19 protein-coding genes are annotated in these 20,252 nt (G+C 74.0%); 13 read left to right on the forward strand and 6 right to left on the reverse strand.

Going from position 1 to position 20,252, the window contains the following annotated elements; translation table 11 throughout:
- The first annotated feature begins 54 nt into the window (after positions 1-54).
- The 4 genes from FHD63_RS11700 (at position 55) to FHD63_RS11715 (ending at position 3,227) form a co-directional block, all read left to right on the forward strand.
- Positions 55-687: an RNA polymerase sigma factor gene (locus FHD63_RS11700; protein ID WP_083518708.1), complete on the forward strand. Its 633-nt coding sequence runs from the start codon at positions 55-57 to the stop codon at positions 685-687.
- Positions 684-1,886 carry a protein kinase domain-containing protein gene (locus tag FHD63_RS11705; RefSeq protein ID WP_139722198.1) on the forward strand — a complete coding sequence of 401 codons (1,203 nt, stop codon included), beginning with the start codon at positions 684-686 and terminating at the stop codon, positions 1,884-1,886. Before FHD63_RS11700 ends, FHD63_RS11705 begins: the two co-directional genes overlap by 4 nt.
- Before the next feature lie 106 nt (positions 1,887-1,992).
- On the forward strand, positions 1,993-2,613 hold the full coding sequence (locus FHD63_RS11710) for a hypothetical protein (protein WP_139722199.1): 621 nt from the start codon (positions 1,993-1,995) through the stop codon (positions 2,611-2,613).
- Positions 2,610-3,227: an OmpA family protein gene (locus tag FHD63_RS11715; protein WP_058890571.1), complete on the forward strand. Its 618-nt coding sequence runs from the start codon at positions 2,610-2,612 to the stop codon at positions 3,225-3,227. The genes FHD63_RS11710 and FHD63_RS11715 overlap by 4 nt, the downstream gene beginning before the upstream one ends.
- Positions 3,228-3,233: 6 nt before the next feature.
- Here FHD63_RS11715 and FHD63_RS11720 read toward each other — a convergent pair whose 3' ends face one another.
- From FHD63_RS11720 to FHD63_RS11735, 4 genes are all read right to left on the reverse strand, one after another.
- Positions 3,234-3,839, reverse strand: coding sequence for an NADH-quinone oxidoreductase subunit B (locus FHD63_RS11720; RefSeq protein ID WP_058890570.1), 606 nt, complete (start codon positions 3,837-3,839; stop codon positions 3,234-3,236).
- Position 3,840: 1 nt separating this feature from the next.
- Positions 3,841-4,197, reverse strand: coding sequence for an NADH-quinone oxidoreductase subunit A (locus tag FHD63_RS11725; RefSeq protein WP_058890569.1), 357 nt, complete (start codon positions 4,195-4,197; stop codon positions 3,841-3,843).
- A gap of 11 nt (positions 4,198-4,208) precedes the next feature.
- Entirely contained in the window at positions 4,209-5,702 is a 1,494-nt protein-coding gene (locus FHD63_RS11730) for a serine hydrolase (RefSeq protein ID WP_139722200.1), read from the reverse strand.
- A gap of 72 nt (positions 5,703-5,774) precedes the next feature.
- Positions 5,775-6,524 carry a fructosamine kinase family protein gene (locus FHD63_RS11735; protein WP_139722201.1) on the reverse strand — a complete coding sequence of 250 codons (750 nt, stop codon included), beginning with the start codon at positions 6,522-6,524 and terminating at the stop codon, positions 5,775-5,777.
- 41 nt (positions 6,525-6,565) lie between these two features.
- Here FHD63_RS11735 and FHD63_RS11740 point away from each other — a divergent pair, with 41 nt between their 5' ends.
- Positions 6,566-7,072 (forward strand): low molecular weight protein-tyrosine-phosphatase, encoded by a 507-nt coding sequence (locus tag FHD63_RS11740; protein WP_139722202.1) that lies wholly within the window; start codon positions 6,566-6,568, stop codon positions 7,070-7,072.
- Between the two features lie 2 nt (positions 7,073-7,074).
- Here FHD63_RS11740 and FHD63_RS11745 read toward each other — a convergent pair whose 3' ends face one another.
- Positions 7,075-7,872 (reverse strand): SDR family NAD(P)-dependent oxidoreductase, encoded by a 798-nt coding sequence (locus FHD63_RS11745; protein WP_139722203.1) that lies wholly within the window; start codon positions 7,870-7,872, stop codon positions 7,075-7,077.
- A gap of 71 nt (positions 7,873-7,943) precedes the next feature.
- Between FHD63_RS11745 and FHD63_RS11750 the strand changes: the two genes are divergently transcribed.
- From FHD63_RS11750 to FHD63_RS11780, 7 genes are all read left to right on the forward strand, one after another.
- Positions 7,944-9,038, forward strand: coding sequence for a lipid II:glycine glycyltransferase FemX (locus FHD63_RS11750; RefSeq protein WP_139722204.1), 1,095 nt, complete (start codon positions 7,944-7,946; stop codon positions 9,036-9,038).
- A 37-nt stretch (positions 9,039-9,075) separates the two neighbouring features.
- Complete coding sequence (locus FHD63_RS11755) at positions 9,076-9,396, forward strand: TraR/DksA family transcriptional regulator (protein ID WP_139722205.1); 321 nt, start codon at positions 9,076-9,078, stop codon at positions 9,394-9,396.
- A 61-nt stretch (positions 9,397-9,457) separates the two neighbouring features.
- Positions 9,458-11,353 carry a 2-oxoacid:acceptor oxidoreductase subunit alpha gene (locus FHD63_RS11760; protein WP_139722206.1) on the forward strand — a complete coding sequence of 632 codons (1,896 nt, stop codon included), beginning with the start codon at positions 9,458-9,460 and terminating at the stop codon, positions 11,351-11,353.
- Entirely contained in the window at positions 11,350-12,561 is a 1,212-nt protein-coding gene (locus tag FHD63_RS11765; protein WP_139722207.1) for a 2-oxoacid:ferredoxin oxidoreductase subunit beta, read from the forward strand. Before FHD63_RS11760 ends, FHD63_RS11765 begins: the two co-directional genes overlap by 4 nt.
- A 9-nt stretch (positions 12,562-12,570) precedes the next feature.
- Positions 12,571-13,542, forward strand: a complete 972-nt coding sequence (gene rarD, locus FHD63_RS11770; RefSeq protein WP_139722208.1) for an EamA family transporter RarD — start codon at positions 12,571-12,573, stop codon at positions 13,540-13,542.
- Positions 13,543-13,606: 64 nt separating this feature from the next.
- Entirely contained in the window at positions 13,607-14,275 is a 669-nt protein-coding gene (locus FHD63_RS11775) for a TetR/AcrR family transcriptional regulator (protein WP_158296768.1), read from the forward strand.
- Positions 14,276-14,293: 18 nt separating this feature from the next.
- Complete coding sequence (locus FHD63_RS11780) at positions 14,294-17,071, forward strand: MMPL family transporter (RefSeq protein ID WP_139722210.1); 2,778 nt, start codon at positions 14,294-14,296, stop codon at positions 17,069-17,071.
- On the opposite strand, the gene FHD63_RS11785 is transcribed toward FHD63_RS11780, so the two are convergent.
- The gene (locus FHD63_RS11785) at positions 17,041-18,036 is read right to left on the reverse strand and encodes a hypothetical protein (RefSeq protein WP_139722211.1); all 996 of its coding nucleotides are present in this window, start codon (positions 18,034-18,036) and stop codon (positions 17,041-17,043) included. The genes FHD63_RS11780 and FHD63_RS11785 overlap by 31 nt on opposite strands.
- 184 nt (positions 18,037-18,220) lie before the next feature.
- Between FHD63_RS11785 and FHD63_RS11790 the strand changes: the two genes are divergently transcribed.
- Positions 18,221-20,194, forward strand: coding sequence for a PhoX family protein (locus FHD63_RS11790; RefSeq protein WP_139722212.1), 1,974 nt, complete (start codon positions 18,221-18,223; stop codon positions 20,192-20,194).
- Positions 20,195-20,252: the final 58 nt, after the last annotated feature.

Here is a 20,252-nt window from a genome sequence, read left to right on the forward strand (position 1 = left end):
CGTGTCGAGGGATGAGCCGGGAGGTCTCCGACCGGGCGCGATAACCTCCCCCTCATGAGGGAGGCCAGGGCTGGGGTGTCGGACGCCGTGCTCGCCGGGGACGCCGTCACCGCCCGTGCCCTGGTCCGGGACACCCCCGCGTCGGAGGCCGACGACCTGCTGCAGGAGCTGGCCGGGCTCGCCGCCGAGGGGTCCACGCTCGCGACCGAGCTGCTCGTGGAGCAGCTGGACACCTCCGGCCTCGTGCGGCGCTTCGTGCGCAGCGCCCTGCTCGACCCCTCCGCCGTCGACGACGTCTGCCAGGACACCCTCATCTCGGTGGCCGGCTCGATCCGGTCCTTCCGGGGCGGCGCCCGGGTGTCCACCTGGGTGCACAGCATCGTCCGGCGCAGGGTGGTGGACCACCTGCGCCGGCAGCGGGCCACCGCCCCGCTGCCCCCGGAGGAGGAGGGACCCGCGCAACGGATGAGCTCCATGCTGGCGACCCGCGCCACCGTGCGCGCCGCGCTGACCTCGTTGCCGGACCTCTACCGCGAGCCGGTGACGCTGCGGGACGTGGAGGGGCTGACCTACGCCGAGGTCGCCGACCGCCTCGACCGCAACCTCGGCACGGTGAAGGCGCAGATCGCCCGGGGCCGGGCGATGGTCGCCGGCGCCCTGGACCCGGCGGAGTGGAGCTCCCGGTGACCACACCGGCACGCCGCGTCGACGCGGGCCGCTACACCTCGCAGGAGGTCATCGGCGTCGGCTCCTTCGCCACCGTCTACCGGGCGGAGGACGACCGGCTGGACGCGACCGTGGTCGTCAAGATCCTGGCGGAGAACCACAGCCTCAACCCCGAGGTCCGCGAGCGCTTCATCGCCGAGGGCCGCGCCCTGCGCCGGGTCAGCAGCCCCCACGTCGTCACCCTCTTCGACATCGGCGAGAACGAGCGGCAGCAGCCCTACCACGTCCTGGAGCACGCCGACCGCGGCACGCTCGCCGAGCGGGTCGAGAGCCTGCGACGGACCGGGTGGGCCGCCTCGCCGCAGGAGGTGCTGCTCCTCGCGCAGCACCTGACCAGGGCCCTCGCGGCGGTGCACCGGGCGCAGCTCGTGCACCGCGACCTCAGCCCGGCGAACGTCCTGCTCAGCTCGGCCGGGGTCACGGGTGCGGGGCAGCCCGGGCGCCGGACCGGGCTGCGGCTCGTCCGCGCCGACGAGCGGGTCCTGGTGGCCGACCTCGGCATGTGCAAGGACCTCGCGGTGAACTCCGGGCTCACCGTGGCGGGGGGCACGACCGGCTTCCGGCCGCCGGAGATGCGGGGCGGCCCCGCCCGCGTCGACGGGCGTGCCGACCTCTACTCGCTCTCCGCCCTCGTCGCCTGGGTGTGCGAGGGCGCGGACCTCCCGGCGGGGCTGCGGACGGTGCTCGACCGGGGTCAGGCGCCCGACCCCGCGGACCGCCAGCCGGACGTCGAGACCTGGCTGGCGCAGGTGCGCGGCGCCCTGGAGCCGATGGCCGAGGACCGGTCAGCCCCGGCGGTGGGGGTGGGAGGGCGCCGGCTCGGCGCCCTGCTGGCCACGCCGCTGCTGGCCCTCGGCGCCGCCGTCGGCTGGGGGGTGGCCGCCGCCGGCCCGGACGACCGGACGGCGAGCGCCAGCCTGGGCATCGACGGGCCCCAGGAGCTCACCACGGGCTCCAGCGCCACGTTCACCGTCCGGCAGGACGGCCTGCGCTCGTGGGTGTGGCTCCTTCCCGACGGCCGCTACGTCAGCGACGAGCCCTCCGTCACGCTCACCCCCACGCTGCCCGGGCAGGCCCGCCTCGTCCTCACCGCCCGCGACGAGCAGGGTCGCGAGCTGCGGTCCGTCCAGGAGCTGACGGTCGGCCCCGGGGACGGGTGACCCCGCGAGGGGCCGACCCGGTCCCGGGCGTCCCGGGCGTAACCTTCTGACCCTCCGTGCCGACCTACCTCCTGTCAGCACCAGTCCACGACCACGAGGAGCACCCATGCACACCAGGACCCGCACGACCGCGCTCGCGCTCGCGCTGGCTGCCGGTCTCGCCCTGTCGGCCTGCGCCGGGGACGACCAGGCCGAGTTCGCCCAGGACCCACCGTCAGGCTCGGAGGCCGCCCCGAGCACCGGGCAGGAGCAGGCCACGGACGAGTCGCAGTCCGGGGACGGCGCCGCGGAGCAGACCGAGGAGCCCACGACGGTGGAACCGGCCGCCGAACGGACCGTCGAGGTCGAGGAGAGCGAGTCGGTGAGCACCGAGGAGGTCGCCTTCACCCTCACCCTGCACCGGTTGGCCGTGCACGACTACTACCTCGAGGCGGAGGTCACCGTCGTCAACGACGGGACCGAGGCCCTCAACACGTGGTACGGCTCCGGCAACGGCTCGACCGAGCCCCGTGTCTTCGACGACCGCGGCCGGGTCTACCCCTTCGTCGTCCAGGCCGGTGGTGACGGCCAGCGGCTGGTGCTCGAACCCGGCCAGGGCGTGAACGCCGGCCTGGTGTTCCCCGGCCGCCTGGACCCCGACGCGGAGCAGGTGACGCTCGACTTCGAGGCCCTCGGCCCGGAGTGGGAGGGCCTGCTCTTCGAGGTCCCGCTGGGAGCGGCGTCGTGAGGCCCGCGACCCGCACCCCCGGTGCCGTCGTCGTCGGCACCCTCGTCGTGCTCGGTGCCGTCGGCCCGACCGCGGCCGCCGGTGAGCCCGCACCCCTGCCGGGGGACTACGAGCCGCCGCGGTCGACCGTGGAGGTCTACACCGCGTGGGAGGCCCCACGGAGCTCGGTGTCGTTCTTCTACACCGACCCCGAGGACGTCGGGACCGAGGAGCTCGAGGAGGCCCTCGACGCCGAGGACGAGGGTGAGCAGACCGTCGTCCAGCTCTCCGACCAGTTCCTCTTCGACTTCGGCTCGGCCGAGCTGCGCCCCACCGCCACCCGCAGCCTGGACACGGTGGTCGCCGTGCTCGAGGAGGGCGAGGCGCCGGTGGAGGTCACCGGCCACACGGACTCCCTCGGGGGCGACGCCGTCAACCAGCCGCTCTCGGAGGACCGCGCCCAGGCCGTGGCCGACTACCTGGTCGAGCAGGGGATCGAGGAGTCCAGGATCACCGCCGAGGGCCGGGGCTCCTCCGAACCGGTCGCCCCCGAGACCCACGACGACGGGCGCGACGACCCCGAGGGCCGGCAGCAGAACCGCCGGGTCGAGATCAGGTACTCCGAGGGGGCCTGAGGGGGCTCACCCGTGGTCCGGTGGTGCGACCAGGCCACGGGTGACCTCCGCCCCGGTGACGGGGCGGTCGGCATACCTCGAGCCGTGCCGCGCCCGCGCCCGGCCGGGCGTCTCCGCGGCGATCTGCTCCTGCAGGGTGACGATGCCGTGGAGCAGCGCCTCGGGACGCGGCGGGCAGCCCGGCACGTAGACGTCGACCGGGATGAGCTGGTCGACCCCCTTGGTGACCGAGTAGCTGTCCCAGTAGGGCCCGCCGGAGTTGGAGCAGGCACCGAAGGAGATGACGTACTTCGGCTCCGGCATCTGGTCGTAGAGCCGACGGATCGCCGGGGCCATCTTGTCGGTGACCGTGCCCGAGACCACCATGAGGTCGGACTGGCGCGGCCCCGGGGCGAACGGGATCACCCCGAGCCGGATGAAGTCGTGCCGGGCCATGGAGGCGCTGATGAACTCGATCGCGCAGCAGGCCAGACCGAAGTTGAAGACCCACAGGGAGTACTTCCGCCCCCAGTTGAGCACCACCTGGACCGCGCGGGGGGCCCGCTCGACCGGGGCACCGACGCGCGGGGTCGGCAGGCTGGTGGTCTGCGGCCCGCTCACCTGCTCGTCCACGTCACCACCACCGCAGCAGACCGCGGCGCCACACGTGCAGGAGGGCCACGACGAGGACGCCGATGAACAGCCCCATCTCCACGAGGCTGGCCGGCCCCAGGTCCGAGCGCAGCACCAGGGCCCAGGGGAAGAGGTAGACGGCGTCGACGGCGAAGACGACGTAGAGCAGGGCGTAGACGAGGTAGCGCACGCTGCCCTGCTGCCAGCCGGAGCCGACCGGGTCGACGCCGGACTCGTAGGTCGTCACCTTGGCGGGGGTCGGGTCGCTCGGCGCCAGGAGCCGGCGCGCGCCCATGGCGGTCGCCACGAGGGCGACCCCGAGCAGCGTCACCAGGGCGACGACGACGTAGTCCGACATCACCGGTCAGCCTAGCCGCCGACGTCCACGAGGTGCTGCAGGCCGGCGCCGACGATCGTCGCGGCGCGCAGCGGGTCGACCGGCTCCGCGCTGCGCGTCTGCACGACCAGCACGAGACCCTCCGGCGCGGCGGGCTCGCCGTCCCCGCCGACGGCGCCCTCCTGCGGCTCGACGTAGAACGACATCGCCAGCACGCCGGGCAGGGAGCCGCCCTTGAAGGCCTGGTACCCCACGCCCTCGGGCGGCGGCAGACCAGGGTCGAGCGCGAGGATCTCCCGGACCGGCTCCCCGGCGGGCTCCGCGGCACGCTGCTGCAGCCGGGCGTGCAGGGAGCAGACCTGCTCCCCGGTGAGGAACCAGTCGATGCCGTCCTGCCAGCGCGGCTCGGTCACCGTGGCCGGGTCGACGTCGAGCTCGGCGGGCAGGTCGGCGAGCATCGCCTCCCGCCGCTCGGGGACGACGGCCTCGGCCCAGCGGGTCCGCACCTCGCTGTCCACCTGCCACCCGAGCTGGAAGATCTGCCGGGTGGTCGGGACGGGCATGACCTCGGTCGGGTCCAGACCGGCCTCCACCGCCGCGGCGCGCAGGGCGCGCTGGCCCACCCGCTCCATGAGGAGGTCGGTGGCGGTGTTGTCGCTGATCGAGATCATCAGCTCGGCGGCCTCGCGGACCTGCACCGAGGACCCCTCCGGGCGGTCCTGCAGCTCCCCGGAGGGCAGGCTCACGACGTCCGCCGTGAGCGTCAGCTCCTCGTCCCACGACAGCGCACCGGCCTCCACCTCGTCGACCACCGCCAGCAGGACGAGCAGCTTGACCACCGAGGCACCGGGGAAGGCGTCGCCACCGGGCTCCACCCCGGCACTGGTGTAGTCCGTCTCGCAGGTGCCCCCCCGGACGTGGCCGACGACCACCTGGCTGGTGCCACCGAGCTCGGCGAGAGCGGCGTCGAGGTCGGGCCACGCGTCGACGACGGGGGGCTCGCCCGAGGTGTCCGGCTGCAGGAGCAGGGTGGCGATGCGGCCCTGCTCGTCCACACCGACCGTCATGAGCAGGGGGTCCTGGGCCGCCAGGCTCAGCGTGGCGGTCCGGCCCACGCCGGAGCTCGGGACGGCGGCGGTGACGACGTAGGGCCCGGCGCTGCGCACCTGGGCCAGCACCAGACCCAGCTCGACCGGGGAGACCTCCTCCAGGAGGTCCGGGGCGAAGCGCTCGGCCGCCTCCTGCGCGGGCGGGCCCTCCGCGTCCTCCTCCAGCAGGCCGAGCACCCACTGGACCGCGTCGAGCAGCTCGGCGTCGCCGATGGCGTCGGCCGGGTCGACCGGTACCGGCGGAGAGGTGGTGGTGCTGCCGCCGGCCGGTGCCGAGCTCGCGGCCGCGTCCTGCGGCGCGGCCGTCTGGACCACCAGCGGCGGGGTGGAGGTCGCCGCGACGTCGTCGTCGTACTCCTCGGTGCACCCCGTGAGCAGCAGCGAGGCACCGAGCACCCCGCCGATGACCCGCCGCACGACCGCCTCCTCACGTGTCCCCCCATCCCAGCACGTGTGCCTCGAGGGCGCGGGGTCGGCCCGACCCCGGGGTCAGCCGCGGGCCGCGCGCAGCGCGTCGCCGGCCTGGACGGCATACCCCCCGCCGAAGAGGAGGACGTGCACGAGCAGCGGCACGGTCTGGAACACGGCGGTCCTGCGCTCCCAGCCCTCGGACAGGGGGAACGCCTCGACGTAGGCCGCGAGCACCCGTCCGCTGAACCCGCCGAAGAGCTGCATCATCGCGAGGTCCACCTCCCGGTGGGCGTAGTGCGCGCACGGGTCGACGAGCCAGCTGCGGCCGCGGTCGTCGACGAGCCGGTTGCCGGCCCAGAGGTCCCCGTGGACCAGGGTCGGCGGCTCGACCGGGCCCAGGTGCTCGGCCCCCAGCGCCCGGGCGTCGGCCAGCGCCGACGGGTCCAGCCGACCGGACTCCACGGCCCGACGGGCCAGCGGCACGACCCGCCGGTCGAGCCAGGACTCCGCGAGGGTGTCGCACGGGGCGAGGTCCACCGGGCAGTCGCCGAGGTAGGCCGTGGGCTCGCCGTCCACCGCGCCGTACCGCTCCCCCGTGGTCCGGTGCAGGGCCGCCAGCTCGCGCCCGAAGGCCTCCTCCGAGGCGGCGGTGCGGTGGCCGCCGGAGGGCACCTGCTCGATGCTGATGCCGGTGCGCGAGACCGCCAGCACCTCGGGCACCCGCGCCCCCGCCGCGGCGAGCGCCCGCAATCCCGTGGCCTCCCGGTCGAAGAACAGGGTGGGCGCGTCCGCGCGGGTCTTGGTGAAGGGTTCGTCCGGCCGGGTCATGGCCCCACCCTCCCAGCAGGCGCCGGTGAGACAGTGGGGGGATGCACATCATGACCGTCTGCCTGGGCAACGTCTGCCGCTCCCCCGCCGCCGAGGCGGTCCTCGTCCGCTCGCTCGACGAGGCCGGCATCGAGGGCGTGAGCGTGAGCTCGGCCGGGACGGCCGACTACCACGTGGGTGAGCGGCCGAACCCGGCCTCCGTCACCGAGGGCGAGCGCCGCGGGTATGCCTTCACCACGCGGGGGGCGCAGTTCGGCGCCGACGACTTCGACCGGGCGGACCTCGTCCTCGCCATGGACTCCTCGAACGAGGACGACCTGCTGGCGCTGGCGCGCACGCCCGAGGAGGCGGCCAGGGTGGTGCGGCTGGGCGCCTTCGCCCCGGACGCGGGCGAGGGCGTCCGTGACGTGCCCGACCCGTGGGGGCTGTCGCGCGAGGCGTTCGTGGCGATGTACGACCAGGTCGAGGAGGCCGTGGCCGGGCTGGTCGCCGCGATCCGGGAGGGCCGCGTCGAGGAGGTCGTCACCGCGCAGCGGGCCCGGCGCTGAGCTCAGGCGGGTGCGCGGGGCCCGGGCACGGGCCCACCTGCGTCCAGACCCACCTCGCGCCGCATCCAGGCGGCGGTTCGGGCGGCCTCGGAGCGGTCCAGGGCCCGCGCCGAGCGCCGGATGAGCGTGGGCCGACCCCGCAGGTGCTGCCACCCGTCGGGCCCCACGTAGGACCCCGGGGGAAGCGGCTGGGTCAGCGAGAAGAGCACGGCCGCCGCCCCCTGGGCGGGGGTCATGGCCAGCGGCCGGCTGGCCGCGGTGACGAGGCGGTCGACGTGCGCGTTGCCGCTGGCGTTCTGCAGGTTGGTCACCACCCACCCGGGGTGGGTCAGCTGCACCTGGGTGCCCGCGGGCATACGGGCGCCGAGGTCCAGCCCCCAGAGCATCGCGGTGAGCTTGGACCGGGAGTAGGCCCGGGGCAGGGTCCACCGGGTCCGCCGGAAGTGGGGGTCGTCGTGGTCCATCCGGCCGGACGTGTGCGCGTGCGACGTGACCAGGACCACCCTCTCGCGCACGACGGGCAGGAGCGACTCGGTGAGGTCCAGGTCGACGAGCGTGACCGCGTCGGCCCGGTCCGCGGCGCTCTCCCGCAGCAGCCGGGCGCGGGCCCGCTCCCCCTTCGCGCGGTTGCGCACCGGCAGGACCAGCCGGGCACCCCACCGGGCCAGGTGCAGGGCGCTCTCCCGCCCGATCCCGTCGCTCGCCCCGGTCACCACCACGGTCCGACCCGACAGGTCCGGCGGCACCAGGTGCTCCCACCCGAGGGCGGCAGCGGCCTCGTCCGCGACGGTCTGCGCCATGGTCACCGAGTGTGCCAGCCCCCCGGCTCGTCGTCCTCGGAGGGTGCCTGCCCGGCGGCTACCCTGTCGCCATGACCCTGACCCTGGAGACGGCCACCGACCGCGCGTCCTACATGGCAGCCCTGCTCGACCAGCCGGTGAGCAGCCCGCTGCAGGGGTGGGGCTACGGCGAGGCCCGGCGGACGCTGGGCCAGGAGCCGGTGCGCTACCTCGTCCGCCAGGGCGGGCGCACCGTGGGGGCCGTGCAGCTGATGCGCAAGTCGCTCGCCCCGGGCGTCAGCACGTTGTACGCCCCCCGCGGGCCGGTCCTGGCCGACCGCTCGCTGCTGCCCGAGTTCGCCCGCGCGGTCCGCCAGGTGGCGCGCCGCACGGACCACTTCCTCACCATCGAGCCGCCCGAGCCCCTCGTCGCCGGGGACAGCCCCGAGCAGGAGGACCTGGCGGCCGAGCAGGCGGTCATCCCCGACCGGATCGGCCCCTTCCGGCGGGCCCGGACCGAGCAGCCCGAGCACACCATCCTCATCGACACCAGCCAGGAGCCGGACACCGTCTTCGCCGGTCTGCACAAGATGGCCCGCCGCAACGTGCGGACGGCCGAACGGATGGGGGTGCAGGCCGGCCGCGACGACAGCTTCGAGGACTTCTGGGAGATCTTCACCGCGACCAACGAGCGGTCCAGCCTCGGCGCCTTCCCGCGCCACTACTACGAGACCCTCCTGCGGGAGGCCGACCAGGACGGCGCCGAGGCCTACCTGCTGCTCTCCCGGCACGAGGGGCGCGCGCTCGCGGGCGGCTTCTTCCTCGGCCTCGGCGACACCACGGCCTACCTCTACGGCGGGTCGGTGCGCGACGACCGCCCGCCCTCGGAGGGCGAGAAGCGCAAGGACGCCAAGGCGCCGGACGCGTTCTACTGGTCCGCGATCACCGACGCCCACGAGCACGGCTACTCCCGGCTCGACCTGTGGGGCATCCCCCGGCTGCTGGACGAGAAGAAGCACTCCTTCGGGGTGCTGCGGATGAAGCTCAAGTTCGGGTCGCACCGCTACTGGTTCCCGGCCTACGACCTGGCGCTCTCGCCGCTGAGCACCCCGCTGCGCACCGCGCTCAAGGTGCGCCGCTCCTACCTCAACTACCGCAGCTTCGGCACCACCGACGACATCCTCTGAGGCGTCCTCCGGCACCGGCGCGTGCCATGCTGGGCGGATGGACGACCACGCGCGCACCGAGCTGGAGGCCAAGCGGGCCGAGGTGGTCGCGCAGATGGAGCAGCTCAGCGCCCCCATCCAGGACCAGGGCAGCATCTCCTTCGGCAAACGGGTCGGGGACGGCACCGCGATGGCGGTCGACCGGCTGACCGCGGTGGGCGCCCACGACAACCTGCAGGGCCTGCTGGACGAGATCGGTACGGCGCTGGAGGCGGTCGAGGACGGCAGCTACGGCCGCTGCCGGGTGTGCGGCGAGGCCATCCCGGAGGGACGCCTCGAGGCCCGTCCCTGGGCCACCACCTGTGTGCGCCACGGCTGACCATGTGGGGCGGCAGCGCTGTCCGGAGCGCTATTAGGGGAGAGTAGTCTTGTCTATTGACATGTCTTCTACTCCACTGCACCAGCTCGAGCGGGTCGTGATCCGTTTCGCCGGGGACTCCGGCGACGGGATGCAGCTCACCGGCGACCGCTTCACCTCCGACACCGCGGCCCTGGGCAACGACCTGTCCACGCTGCCGAACTTCCCGGCCGAGATCCGCGCCCCCCAGGGCACGCTGCCGGGCGTCAGCTCCTTCCAGGTCCACTTCGCCGACCACGACATCGCCACCCCCGGGGACGCGCCCGACGTCCTCGTCGCGATGAACCCGGCGGCGCTCAAGGCCAACCTGCCGGACCTGCCGCGGGGCGCGACGGTCATCGCCAACGCCGACGAGTTCACCCGGCGCAACCTCGCCAAGGTGGGGTATGCCGCCAACCCGCTGGAGGACGACTCCCTCGCCGACGCGGGCTACCACGTGCACGCCCTGCCGCTGACGTCGATGACGGTCGAGGCGCTCGCCGGGTTCGACGGGCTGACCCGCAAGGAGAAGGAGCGGGCCAAGAACATGCTGGCCCTGGGCCTGCTGTCCTGGCTCTACTCGCGCGACACCGCCTCGACCGAGGCCTTCCTGCGCGCCAAGTTCGCGCAGGCGCCGGAGATCCTCGAGGCCAACCTCACCGCGCTGCGCACCGGTCACGCCTACGGCGAGACCACCGAGGACTTCGCGGTGCGCTACCAGGTGGCGCCGGCGCCGATGGCCCCCGGGACCTACCGCACCATCACCGGCAACCAGGCGCTGGCGCTGGGGCTGGTCGCCTCCGCCTACCGGACCGGGCTGCCGCTGGTGCTCGGCTCCTACCCCATCACCCCCGCCTCGGACGTGCTGCACCAGCTGTCCACGCTCAAGGCGCACGGCGTCACCACGCTGCAGGCCGAGGACGAGATCGCCGCGGTCGGGATGGCGCTCGGCGCCAGCTTCGGCGGGTCCCTCGGGGTGACGACGACCTCGGGCCCGGGCCTGGCGCTCAAGAGCGAGACCATCGGGCTCGCCGTGGCGACCGAGCTGCCGCTGCTCGTCATCGACATCCAGCGCGGCGGCCCCTCGACCGGTCTGCCGACCAAGACCGAGCAGGCCGACCTGCTGCAGGCCCTACACGGCCGCAACGGCGAGTCGCCGGTCGCCGTCGTGGCCGCCCAGTCGCCGACCGACTGCTTCGACGCGGCCCTGGAGGCGGTCCGGATCGCCACGACCTACCGCACCCCGGTCATCCTGCTGTCGGACGGCTACCTCGGCAACGGCTCCGAGCCCTGGCAGATCCCGGCGGCCGCGCAGCTGCCCGACCTCACCGTCCAGCACGCCACCGAGCCCAACGCCACCGACGAGCGGGGCGAGCCGGTCTTCCATCCCTACCTGCGGGACGACCAGACCCTGGCGCGGCCCTGGGCGGTGCCCGGCACCCCGGGGCTGGAGCACCGCATCGGCGGGATCGAGAAGGCCGACGTCACCGGCAACATCTCCTACGACCCGGCCAACCACGACCGGATGGTGCGCCTGCGGCAGGCCAAGATCGGCGCGATCGCCGACTCCATCCCTCCCCTGGAGGTGGACGACCCCAGCGGCGAGGCGCGGGTCCTCGTCCTCGGGTGGGGGTCGACCTACGGCCCGATCGGGGCCGCCACCCGGCTCGTGAGGGCCACCGGCGCGAAGGTCGCGCGGGCCCACCTGCGCCACCTCAACCCCTTCCCCGCCGACCTCGGTGACGTGCTGCGCCGCTACGACCGGGTCGTCGTGCCCGAGATGAACCTCGGCCAGCTCGCGCTGCTGCTGCGGGGGACCTACCTCGTCGACGTCCGCAGCCATACCCAGGTCCGGGGCCTGCCGTTCACCGCCGGTGAGCTCGCGCAGGTGGTCCACGAGAACCTCATGGAGGTCCAGTCGCAGGAGGTGACGGTATGACGACCCCGCTCGGCCTGCCGACCCGCCGGGGCACCGAGGGCGTGCCCACGCTCGGGGACGGCGAGAAGCAGACCAAGAAGGACTTCACCTCCGACCAGGAGGTGCGCTGGTGCCCCGGGTGCGGCGACTACGCCGTGCTGGCCGCGGTCCAGGGCTTCCTGCCCGACCTCGGGCTGCGCCGCGAGAACATCGTGTTCATCTCCGGGATCGGCTGCTCCAGCCGCTTCCCCTACTACCTCGACACCTACGGGATGCACTCCATCCACGGGCGCGCACCGGCCATCGCCACCGGCCTGGCGACCTCGCGGGAGGACCTCTCGGTCTGGGTCGTCACCGGCGACGGCGACGCGCTCTCGATCGGCGGCAACCACCTCATCCACGCGATGCGGCGCAACGTCAACCTCACGATCCTGCTGTTCAACAACAAGATCTACGGTCTGACGAAGGGGCAGTACTCCCCCACCTCGGACGTCGGCGCGGTGACCAAGTCGACCCCGTCCGGCTCCGTCGACCACCCCTTCAACCCGGTCTCGCTGGCGCTGGGCTCCGAGGCGACCTTCGTGGCCCGGACCATGGACTCCGACCGCGCCCACCTCACCGAGGTGCTCAAGGCCGCCGCGGCGCACCGCGGCACGTCGCTGGTCGAGATCTACCAGAACTGCCCGATCTTCAACGACGGCGCCTTCCAGCTGCTCAAGGACCGGGACGAGGCGACCGGCCGGGTGGCGCACCTGCGCGCGCACGAGCCGGTGCGCATCGGCGCCGAGGGCAGCCCGGACGCCACGGTCGTCGTCCGCGACCCCCAGGGCCGCCTGCAGGTGGTGCCCGAGCAGGCCGTGCCCGAGGGGCACACCGTCGTCGTGCACGACCCGTCCGACCCCGACCCGACGAACGCCTTCGGGCTCTCGCGGCTGGACGACCCCAGCATGCAGACCGTGCCCATGGGCATCTTCCGTCAGGTGCAGCGGCCCACCTACGACGACGGCGTGCGCCAGCAGGTGCAGGAGGCGACCGCCGGGACCACCCGGGACACGGCCTCCCTCGACGCGCTGCTGCACGGCAGGGACACCTGGACCGTCGACGGCACCCGCCCGGGACAGGTCGAGCAGCTGCTCGAGGGCGAGACCACCGAGGGGCCGACAGCGGCCGCCGGTGAGGTGCTCGCCGAGGAGGGCGAGGAGGTCTACGAGGACGAGGGCACCCCCTAGGATGCGGCGGTGACGGACGAGGCCGAGCGCAGACGGCAGCGCGGCACGGCCTACGGCTTCCTCGCCTACCTCCTGTGGGGCGTCTTCCCGCTCTACTTCGCCGCCCTCCGGCCGGCCGGGCCCTGGGAGATCGTGGCCCACCGCATCGTCTGGACCCTGGTGCTGTGCCTGGCCGTCCTGCTCCTGACCCGCGACCTGCGCTGGATGGTGGACCTCGCCCGCGCCCCCCGGCGCCTGGCCGGGGTCATGCTCGCGGGGCTGTTCATCACCACGAACTGGGGCATCTACACCTACGCCGTGCTGACCGGGCACGTCACCGAGGCGGCACTGGGCTACTTCCTCAACCCGCTCGTGACGGTGGCCCTCGGCGTGCTCGTCCTGCGCGAGCGCCTGCGGCGGCTGCAGTGGGTCGCGGTGGGGATCGGCGCCGCCGCCGCGGTCTACCTCTCGGTGGACTACGGCTCACCACCCTGGATCAGCCTGGCCCTGGCGTGCTCCTTCGCCAGCTACAGCCTGCTGAAGAACCGGCTCGGGGTGTCGCTGAGCCCGCTGCGCTCGCTCGTCGGCGAGACGGCGACCGTGCTGCCGCTCGCGCTGCTCATCCTCTGGTGGCTCGACCGGGCCGGCGAGACCACGTGGGGAGGCCACGGCGAGCTGCACACCGTGCTGCTCATGTCGACCGGTCTGGCCACCGCCGTGCCGCTGCTGCTCTTCGCGGCCGCCGCGAGCCGGGTGCCGCTGTCGACGGTGGGCCTGCTGCAGTTCCTCACCCCGTTCCTGCAGCTCCTCACCGGCGTCCTGCTGCTCGGGGAGGTCGTGCCGGCCTCCCGCTGGGTCGGTTTCGCCCTGGTCTGGGTCGCGCTCGTCGTGCTCTCCGCCGACATGGTGCGCCAGGTGCGTCGCTCCCGCGCGCAGCGTCGCGCCCGGGCGAGGGACGCCCGCGAGGAGCGCCCCGACCTGGCCGACCCCGCCCCCTGCTAGGTCGACCGTCCTCTGCACGCGGTGCAATTTTGCACACCGTGCAGATTTTCGTATGCTCGTCGTCATGACTGTGCGACCGGACTCCGTGGCGAGCCGCGGGCCGGACCCCGCCGCGCCGGGCCGCCGTGAGCTCAACAAGGTGCGCACGCGCGAGGCCATCGTGGGGGCGCTGCTCGAGCTGGTCGCCGAGCTGCCCGCCGCGGACGTCACGGTGGACCAGGTGGCCGAGCGGGCCGGGGTGTCCCGCCGCACCTTCTTCAACTACTTCGGCAGCATCCCCGCGGTGCTCAGCGCCGTCTTCGCCGACCACGCGGACGCCATGATCACCCGGTTGGACCCGGGGGTCATCGGTGACGACCCCGTCACCGCGCTGCGCGTCCTGGCCCGCACCCACGGCATCCCCGAGGACCTGCTCGGCTGGTTCGTCGCCCTGAACCGGCACGGCGCGGACACCGACGCCACGGTCCTCCTGGAGCGCACGGTCTGGGCCGACATGGCGGCGTGGCTGCGCGAGCGGCTGCACGACGTGCTGCCCGGGTCCGACCCGCTCTTCGTCGCCACCCTCGCCTCGGCCGTCATGAGCTGCTTCCAGGCCACCGAGGAGGCGTGGCTCAAGGACCTGCAGGTCGACCGCCCGGAGCAGCTCTCCCCCGCCGACGTCACCGCCTTCCACGACCACCTGGACCGCGCCCTCGGCCTGCTGGCCGACGGCTGGCGCTCCCCCTCCGCCTGACCCACCGAAAGGACCACCGTGGCCACCCTGCTGCACCGACTGGGGCGCTGGTGCGCCCAGCACCGCCTGGGCGTCGTCGTCATCTGGGCCGCCGTGCTCGGACTCACCGTCACCGGCATGCTCACCATGGCCAAGCCGCTGTCGAACGAGTTCTCCATCCCCGGCAGCCGGTTCGAGGCCGTCCTGGAGACGCTGCAGGAGGAGATCCCGGAGGCCGCCGGCACGACGGGCACCGTCGTCTTCCGCAGCGACGACGGCTTCACCGACGACCAGCGCGCGGCCGTCGCCGAGGCCGTGGACCGGTGGGAGGAGCTGGACGGCGTCACCGCGGTCGACCCCTTCGAGGCGCAGGGCCGGCTCGACGCCACCCAGGGCGACCTCGAGGAGGGCCGGACCGAGCTGGCCGACGCCCGTGATCAGCTGGCGGACGGACGCGACCAGCTCGAGCAGGGGCGCGCGGACCTGGAGGAGGCCCGCCAGCAGCTGGAGGACGGGCGCAGCCAGCTTCAGGACGGCCAGGACGAGCTGGACGCGCAGGCCGCCACCCTGGAGGAGTCGCAGGCCGAGCTGGACGCCCAGCTGGAGCAGCTCGAGGCCGGTGTCGCCGCGGGGCAGGTGCCCCCGCAGGCCGAGCAGCAGGCCCGTGCGGAGATCGCGGCGGGCCAGGCGCAGATCGACGCCGGCCGGGAGCAGCTGGACGCCGCCCAGGCGCAGATCGACACCCAGCGCGAGCAGCTGGAGGCCGGCGAGGAGGAGGTGGCCCAGGGCGAGGAGGAGCTGGAGAGCAGCGCCACCGAGCTCGAGGACGGCGAGGCCGAGGTCGCCCAGGGCGAGGAGGACCTGGCCGCCGCCGCCCGCCTCGCCGACCTCACCGACGGGTTCCGCGTCGTCAGCAGCGACGGGAGCACCGCACTGACCCAGGTCTCGGTCGCCGACGCCGAGGGGCTCATCCCGCCGGAGACGACCGAGGCGATCCAGCGCATCGGCAGCGACGTCGAGAGCGCGGGCGTGCAGGTCGACTTCTCCAAGGAGATCACCGACGACCTGTCCAGCCTGCTCGGCCCGGGCGAGGTCGTCGGCCTGGTCGTCGCGGCCCTCGTGCTGCTCGTCATGCTGGGCAGCCTCATCGCCGCCGGGCTGCCGATCCTCATGGCGCTGGTCGGCGTCGGGGTCGGGCTCACCGGCGCCCTGGCGCTCTCGACCTTCTTCGACATGCAGTCGATCACCCCGGTGCTGGCGCTCATGCTCGGCCTCGCGGTCGGCATCGACTACTCCCTGTTCCTCATCAACCGGCACCGCGAGCAGCTACGCCGCGGTATGCCGCTCGCCCCGTCGATCGCGCTCGCGGTGGGCACCTCGGGCAACGCGGTGACCTTCGCCGGTCTGACCGTCATCATCGCCCTCGTCGCGCTCGTCCTCACCGGGATCCCCTTCCTCGGGATCATGGGTCTGGTCGCCGCCGCGACGGTCGCCATCGCCGTGCTGGTCGCCATCACGCTCACCCCGGCCGTGCTCTCGCTCATGGGCGAGCGGGTGCTGCCGCGGCGCGAGCGCTCGGGCAGCACGCAGGGTCGGCACGAGGAGTCCCCGGACGCCCACGCCGAGGACCTGGGCCGCGGCTGGGCCGCCCGCGTGCAGCGCCACCCGTGGCTGTCGCTGGCCGGGGTGCTCGTCGTCGTCGGCGCCCTCGCCTGGCCGACCGCACAGCTGCGGCTCGGGCTGCCGGACGGCGGCACCGAGCCCGCCGGCTCCACGGCATACACCACCTACGACACCGTCCGCGAGGAGTTCGGCGCGGGGGCCAACGGCCCGATCCTCGTCGTCGCCGAGCTCGACGAGCCGGTCGCCGAGGGGGACACGGCCCTGTTCACCACCCAGGCCGACCTGGGCGAGGAGCTGGCCGCGGTGGACGGGGTGGTGCAGGTGCTGCCCGCCGGCGTCAACGACGACCGTGACGTCCTGGCGTTCCGGGTGCAGCCCGAGGGCGGGCCGGCCGACGCCTCCACCGAGGAGCTCGTCGACCGCCTCGGCCCCGCGGTCGAGCAGATCGGGCAGGACCAGGGCGCGACCCTGGGGCTCACCGGCCAGACCGTCGCCAACATCGACGTCTCCGAGCAGCTGGCGGACGCGCTGCCCGTCTACCTCGTCGTGGTCGTCGGGCTCTCGCTGGTCCTGCTGCTGCTCGTCTTCCGGTCCGTCGTCGTGCCGCTGCTGGCGACCGGGGGGTTCCTGCTGAGCATCGGCGCGGCCTTCGGTGCCGTCGTCGGCGTCTACCAGCTGGGGTTCGCGTCCAGCTTCTTCGGGGTCAACGAGGCCGGCCCCATCCTGTCCTTCCTGCCCATCCTGCTCATCGGCATCCTCTTCGGGCTCGCCATGGACTACCAGGTCTTCCTGGTGTCGGCGATGCGCGAGGAGCACGTGCACGGGCGGGCGGCCCGGGACGCCGTGGTCGCCGGCTTCAACCACAGCGCGCGGGTCGTCACCGCGGCGGCCATCATCATGATCTCGGTCTTCGCCGGCTTCGTGTGGGCGCACCTGACGATGGTGCGACCCATCGGTCTCGGCCTGGCGGTGGGTGTCCTCGTCGACGCCTTCCTCGTGCGGATGACGCTGACCCCGGCGGTGATGTCGCTGCTGGGCGAGCGGGCGTGGTGGCTGCCGCGCTGGCTGGACCGGATCCTGCCGGACGTGGACGTCGAGGGGGCCAAGCTGGAGCGCCAGCTCGGGACCCCGACCGGTGCCGGCGCGGCGACCGACCCCGCCGCTCAGGAGGGCGAGCCCGCCCCCACCCGCTGACCCGCGGCGCGCAGCAGCGTCCGGGCACCGACCCGCGCGGCCTGGTCACCCTCGGTGATCTGCAGCGCGAGGCGGCGCCCGGTGCGGAGGTAGACCACGATGCCGGGGCCGCCGGCGTCGACGATGAAGGCGGTGCGGTCCGGGAGGGCGCGCAGCCCGATCCCGCCCCAGCGCAGGGGGTCGAGGTCCTGCACGTCCACCCCGGCGACCTGGTCGGCCCGCACGCGGGCCACCGGCACGGGGAGCACCCGCGACCGCACCCGGAGCCCGTCCTCGTCGACCTGGACGGTGACGGCGGACCACAGCAGCGCCAGCCCGCCCGCGCCGAGCCCGGTGAGCAGGACGACGACGAGCAGCACCACGCTCTCGTCGGCCCCCACGATGACCACCGCGACGACCACGAAGACGACGAGCAGGCCGACGCCCAGCACCCTCATGGTCCGGGAGGACACGTCCGAGGACCAGGGCTGCACGGGCTGGGCGGCCCGTCCCCGCACCGGCTGCACCCGTGACCGCTCGGGGACCAGGTCGGCCAGCTGCTCGGCGCTCGGGACCCAGCGGCCGTGCACGGCATACCCCACCAGCCCGGCGAGCAGCGCACCCAGGACCGCTACCAGCGGCCATCCCTCGCGGACGTCCTGCGCGCCGTCGACGCCCACCCGCCAGGCCGTCACGAGGTAGAGCAGCACCGCACCCCAGGAGACACCGGCGACGACGGCGAGCACCCAGCGGCCCCAGCTCGGGGGGACCAGGCGGCGTGCCACGGAGGCGACGGCCGCGACCACGGTGCACACGACGACGGTGGTGAGGACCCCGGCCACGAACCCCGGTCCGCTCGCGAAGCCGTCGGGGACCCGGCCCGACCAGTGCGTCGGCACGAGGTCCGGCGGCGGCACGAGGGACAGGGCGAGCAGCAGGGCGGCCAGCGGCAGGATCGCCCAGAGGCCGGCCAGGGTGCGGCGCACGACGGTCTCCTTCGGGTAGGGGGGTCAAGCGTAGTCGGCGGCGGCCGGGTGGCCGGTCCCGCCGGGGTCGAGCCGTCACGAGAACGACGTGGTGCGTTCACCCCGTGGTCGCCGGGCGGTGGCCGGTGCTGGCCTACGTTCAGCAGGTCCCAGCCACGACCCCCGTCCCGACGGAAGGACCTCCATGAGCCCGCTCACCGAGCGTCGCACCCTGCTGCCGCTGCTGCCCGCGCACCCCGGCGGGCGCAGCGCCGCGACCTGCCGCTACCGCTGCGGGGACGCCTGCTCCCAGCCGGTGCCGAACACCAGCGACAACCGCTACTTCGGTGACGTGGTCGCCGCGACCGTGCAGCGCCGCAGCCTCCTCCAGGCGGGCGCCGCGGCCACCGGGGCGGCCGCGCTGGCCTGGGGCACGGCCCGGCCGGCCGCCGCCGCCGGTCACGGCCGCCCGGGTCTGGCCGGCTTCACCCCCATCGCCCCGACCCCCGCCGACGTCGACGAGCTCGTGGTGCCGGAGGGCTACTCCTGGGCGCCCGTCATCTCCTGGGGGGACCCGATCGACGCAGGAGCGCCCGACTTCGACGTCGACCGGCAGAGCGTCGAGGCCCAACGCCGTCAGGCGGGCTACAACGCGGACTACCTCACCCTGCGCCGCGGCGGTGCGCGGGGCAACGGCGCGAACCGTGGCCTCATCGCCTTCAACAACGAGTACACCAACCCCGAGAACATGTTCCCCGACTTCTCCGGGGTCCCCACGCCGGAGCAGGCGATGATCGAGATGGCCGCGCACGGCATGACCATCGTCGAGGTGTCGCGCCGCAACCCCTTCTCGCCGTGGCGCTACGACGTCGCGGGGGCCCGCAACCGACGCATCCACGCGCACACCCCCTTCCGGGTGGACGGCCCGGCGGCCGGGTCCCGCCTGCTGCGGACCGCGGCGGACCCGCAGGGGCGGACCGTCCTCGGCACGCTCAACAACTGCGCCGGCGGGGACACGCCCTGGGGCACGGTCCTGTCCGGGGAGGAGAACGTCAACCAGTACTTCAACGCGGACGGGGCGCCGGACCCCGACGGCAGCCTGGCGCGGTACGGCATCACCTCCAGCGGGCGGGGGTGGGAGCAGGCGGACGAGCGGTTCAGCGTCGTGGACCACCCGCACGAGGTGCACCGCTTCGGGTGGATCGTCGAGGTGGACCCGGACGACCCGACGTCGACGCCGGTGAAGCACACGGCCCTCGGCCGCTTCAAGCACGAGGGAGCCACCATCCGCCTCGCCGACGACGGGCGGGCCGTCGCCTACATGGGCGACGACGAGCGCTTCGACTACATCTACAAGTTCGTGTCCCGCGAGCGCTACCGCCGGGGCGACAAGCGGCACAACATGCAGCTGCTGTCCGAGGGCGACCTCTACGTCGCCCGCTTCACCGGGGACGGCGTCGAGGACGGTGAGTTCGACGGCTCCGGCGTGTGGCTGCCGCTCGTCGTGGACGGCACCTCGCGGGTGCCGGGGATGTCCGTGGAGGAGGTGTGCGTGCACACCCGCCTGGCCGCCGACCTCGTGGGCCCGACCAAGATGGACCGTCCCGAGGACGTGGAGCCCAACCCGCACACCGGTCAGGTCTACGTCGCCCTCACCAACAACACCCGTCGCACCCCCGGGCAGATCGACGAGGCCAACCCCCGGGCCAACAACAAGTTCGGTCACGTCATCCAGTGGACCGAGGCCGGCGACGACGCCGCCGCCCTCACCTTCCGGTGGAGGATCGTGCTCGTCGCCGGGGACCCCGACGACCCGAGCACCTACTTCTCCGGCTTCGACCGCAGCCAGGTCAGCCCGATCAGCTGCCCGGACAACGTCGCCTTCGACGGGCAGGCCGACCACCTGTGGATCTCCACCGACGGCGCACCGGGCACCATCGGCACCTGCGACGGCATGTTCCTCATGCCCACGGCCGGGCCGGAGAAAGGCAAGGTCCAGCAGTTCCTCTCCGTGCCCACCGGGGCGGAGTGCTGCGGACCCGTCGTCTCCTGGGACGAGCGCTCGGTGCTGGTCAGCGTGCAGCACCCGGGTGAGGGCGGCACCCCCAGCGCCTACCCCTACCTCGGCGACCCCGTCCCGCGGCCCGGCGTGGCGCACGTGTACCGCTCCCGGCGCTGAGCCCCCACCCCGCTCTCCCCTCCCCCCCGGGCTCGGCCCGGCCGGGGAGGGGCGGGCG

Source organism: Serinicoccus chungangensis, from assembly GCF_006337125.1.
Classification (GTDB): domain Bacteria; phylum Actinomycetota; class Actinomycetes; order Actinomycetales; family Dermatophilaceae; genus Ornithinicoccus; species Ornithinicoccus chungangensis.